The organism is Bradyrhizobium sp., assembly GCF_019242285.1.
Classification (GTDB): Bacteria; Pseudomonadota; Alphaproteobacteria; order Rhizobiales; family Xanthobacteraceae; genus Bradyrhizobium.
Genome location: NZ_JAFAVV010000255.1, coordinates 1 through 3,774, shown reverse-complemented (window position 1 = coordinate 3,774; position 3,774 = coordinate 1). Strand labels below are relative to the sequence as shown.

3 protein-coding genes and 1 pseudogene are annotated in these 3,774 nt (G+C 64.4%); 3 read left to right on the top strand and 1 reads right to left on the bottom strand.

Annotated elements, in window-relative coordinates:
• From recA to JOY90_RS09870, 3 genes are all read left to right on the top strand, one after another.
• A partial coding sequence (gene recA / locus JOY90_RS09880; RefSeq protein ID WP_291690950.1) for a recombinase RecA occupies positions 1-779 on the top strand: 779 nt, incomplete at its 5' end.
• Between the two features lie 167 nt (positions 780-946).
• The gene (locus JOY90_RS09875) at positions 947-1,885 is read left to right on the top strand and encodes a hypothetical protein (RefSeq protein WP_291690949.1); all 939 of its coding nucleotides are present in this window, start codon (positions 947-949) and stop codon (positions 1,883-1,885) included.
• 236 nt (positions 1,886-2,121) lie between these two features.
• Positions 2,122-2,886 (top strand): hypothetical protein, encoded by a 765-nt coding sequence (locus JOY90_RS09870; protein ID WP_291690948.1) that lies wholly within the window; start codon positions 2,122-2,124, stop codon positions 2,884-2,886.
• Positions 2,887-2,929: 43 nt separating this feature from the next.
• Here the strand turns inward: JOY90_RS09870 and JOY90_RS09865 are convergent.
• Positions 2,930-3,774: pseudogene (locus JOY90_RS09865) on the bottom strand (glycine dehydrogenase (aminomethyl-transferring)); the annotation flags it as partial.

The following is a 3,774-nucleotide window of genomic DNA, read 5'->3' as shown; positions in this document are numbered from 1 at the left end:
TCGATGCCGAGCATGCGCTCGATCCGGTCTATGCGCGCAAGCTCGGGGTCAACATCGACGACCTCCTGATCTCGCAGCCTGATACCGGAGAGCAGGCCCTGGAGATCTGCGACACGCTGGTGCGCTCGGGCGCGGTCGACGTGCTGGTGGTCGATTCGGTTGCTGCGTTGGTGCCGAAGGCCGAGCTCGAAGGCGAGATGGGCGAGTCGTTGCCGGGCCTGCAGGCCCGCCTGATGAGCCAGGCGCTGCGCAAGCTCACCGCCTCCATCAACAAGTCCAACACCATGGTGATCTTCATCAACCAGATCCGCATGAAGATCGGCGTGATGTACGGCTCGCCGGAAACCACCACGGGCGGCAATGCGCTGAAATTCTATGCTTCCGTCCGCCTCGATATCCGCCGCATCGGCGCGATCAAGGAACGCGACGAGGTGGTCGGCAACACCACCCGCGTCAAGGTGGTGAAGAACAAATTGGCGCCGCCGTTCAAGCAGGTCGAGTTCGACATCATGTATGGCGAGGGCGTCTCCAAGATGGGCGAGATCCTCGATCTCGGCGTCAAGGCCGGCATCGTCGAGAAATCCGGCGCCTGGTTCTCCTATGACAGCCAGCGACTCGGGCAGGGCCGCGAGAACGCGAAGTCCTTCCTGAAGGCCAATCCCGACGTCACCGCCAAGATCGAGACCTCGATCCGGCAGAACTCCGGGTTGATCGCCGAGCAGATTCTCGCGGGCGCGCCTGAGCGCGACGCCGACGGCGTCGAGCCGGCGGAGGAATAGAGCAGCCGCCGGTCAGCCCCGTTCGGGCTGACGCCGGTGTGCCGGGCGGGGCCGCGGTCTTCAGGACGGCGGCCCTCCGGCGACCAATCTGTCCGACGGGATAAATCGTCACGCGGCTCGCCACCATGACGCGCTTAATTCTGACCGGCGAGCCTGGAGTCGGCCTCATGCGGACCGAGCGCGCCGATGTCGTGGTGCCGTTCTGCTTCCGCTTCGTCTGGGGGCCATTGCCGTCGCCAGACGAGCTTGCATCCTATGTTGCCGCACGTTCGGCCAGCCATGGTCAGGGCCGTCATTGGTCGGACTATGTCGGCCAATGGCGCCGCGGCAGCGAGGCGCACAGGGCTCTCGGGTCGATCGAATTATGCCGGCGGGCCGAGACCGTCGAGCTGTGGTTCGATCTGCTGCCGAACGACCAGTTGCAATTGATCTGGCTGCTCGATCATCTCCACGTTCATCCAGAGATCGCGACCCGATTGAAAATGCGTGTCATCGACTTTCCCCTGATCGAGCCGAGCCATGAGGAGCTTGGCGAATGCGCCGTGCCGGACATCGACATAACCGAACATGAGCTTAAGGCAGCGAGCCTCGTCTGGCAGGCCTATCGGGCCTCAACGCCGGAAGCCTGTTTCGGTCTGCTCGGCAGAAATCTGAGCGCGCTGCCATTGCTGCGGCCGGCCTTGCTCGATCTGCTGGAAGAATTGCCTTCGCCCGCGACCGGGCTGGGCGCCACGGAAATGCGGCTGCTGGAGCTGATCGCACGCGGCTACGAGTCCACCAACGCGCTCTTTCAGCTCCACGAGCTGCGCGGGCGGCGCGTGTTCAACTCCTGGGAGATGGGGGACCTGCTCGTGGGAATGGCGCACGGTCCGACGCCAGCCGTGATGGGCCTCGACGACGCGCTGCGCACGCTCCGGCGGGAGAACTACCGCGGGCGGGACGAGGCCTACAAGCGAAGCGAGTTGTCCCTGACCGAGTTTGGCGAAGCGGTTCTCGCGCACGAAGAGGATTTCAGCCGCCATAACCCAGTTCACCGCTGGTGGGGCGGCACCGAGCTGACCAGCGATCGCCTGTGGCGGTTCGTCCCGATGCTGACGAAGGCCTGACGGGAGGGAGCATGAAGCCGCTGATCCTGACCACGGATTCCTCCGCCGCCGGCGTTCTCTGGGCGGCTGGACTCGCCGATCTTGCGATCACACTCACACGGCGGCTGGTTTGGGGGCCTGCGCCATCCGCTTCGGAAACCGCAACGTTGTTCGCAGCGCGCAAGAAGACCAGCCTGCACTGGCAGGACTACACCCCGCCATCTCGTCTCGAGAAGTGTGGCGGAATCGATCTTGGATTGATCGAATTCTGCGCGCGATACGAGGCGGTAGAATTGTGGATCGATCCGGATCCCAATGCACAGATGACGCTGATCTGGCTCCTGAGTTTCTTGCGCCTCCACGAGGAGGTTATTGCAAAGCTCTCGCTGGTCCAGGCTGATTCGACCATCGGCAGCTGTCCGCCGGAGGTGTTGGCCAAGGGGCGACCGCCGGCGGTCAAAATTTCCGAGGACCATCTCGCGGCGGCCAGCATGGCTTGGCAGGCCTATTGCGCACCGACGCCGCGAGACTGGTTCGATCTGCTCGAAACGGATTTGAGCGTGCTTCCCCAGCTTCGTCGAACCGCCGTGGAATTGCTCGAGGAACTTCCGGGACGCGATACAGGACTTGGTGCGACGGAAATGCGGATGCTCGAATTGATATCGGAAGGTGACGCGAGCCCCGGTGACGTCCTTCCGGGCCACAAGAAACGCAACAAGCGGCGCGTCTTCTATTTCTGGGAGATCGGCGAGTTGTTGGACGGGCTTGTGCATTGTCCGGTGCCGGCGGTTGCCGGCCTCGATGAGGGGCCCTTTACGATGCAAATGTGCGACGACCGCGCGCGGCGTCGGCGATACCTGCAGAGCAGGCTGTCTCTCACGCCGTTTGGCAAGGAGATTCTGGCAGGCGGCGACGATTTCACCCGCCACAACCCCGTTCACCGCTGGTGGGGCGGCACCGAACTGTCCAACGACCGCCTATGGCGTTGGGATTCGGCCAGCCGCGATTTGGTTGCGCCGTAGCTCGAGCGAGCCGACCGGCCCCAGCGATCACATGAGTCCGATTTCACTCGGCCGCCTCCGCATAGTCCGCAACCGGCGGGCAGGAGCAGACCAGGTTGCGGTCGCCATGGACGTTGTCGACGCGGCCGACCGGGCACCAGTATTTGTCGGTCCGCGACGTGCCGGCCGGAAAGCAGCCCTCGGCGCGGCTGTAGGAGCGCGTCCAGCCGTCGTCGGCGATGTCGTGCACGGTGTGCGGCGCATGCCGCAGCGGCGAGGCCTCGACCTTCCACCGTCCTTGCTCGATCTCGGCGATCTCGTGGCGGATCGCGATCATGGCGTCGCAGAAGCGGTCGATCTCGGCCTTCGATTCCGACTCGGTCGGCTCGATCATCAGCGTGCCCGCGACCGGGAAGCTCATGGTCGGCGCGTGGAAGCCGTAGTCGATCAGCCGCTTGGCGATGTCGTCGACGGTGACGCCGGCGGTCTGCTTCAACGGTCGCGGATCGATGATGCATTCATGCGCGACGCGGCCACGCGCGTTGCGGTAGAGCACCGGGAAATGCGGCTCGAGCCGGCTCGCAATGTAGTTGGCATTGAGGATCGCGATCTCGGTCGCGCGCGTCAGGCCTTCGCCGCCCATCATGAGCATGTAGATGTAGGAGATGGTCAGGATCGACGACGAGCCGAACGGCGCCGCCGAGACCGGTCCGACCGGATGCGGCACGCTGCCGTCGGTCGCGGGATGGCGATTCTCAGGATGACTTGTCTCAGGATGACTTGGAAGGAACGGCACAAGATGCGCCTTCACGCCGATCGGGCCCATGCCGGGACCGCCGCCGCCATGCGGGATGCAGAAGGTCTTGTGCAGGTTGAGATGGCTGACGTCGGCGCCGTAGTCGCCGGGCC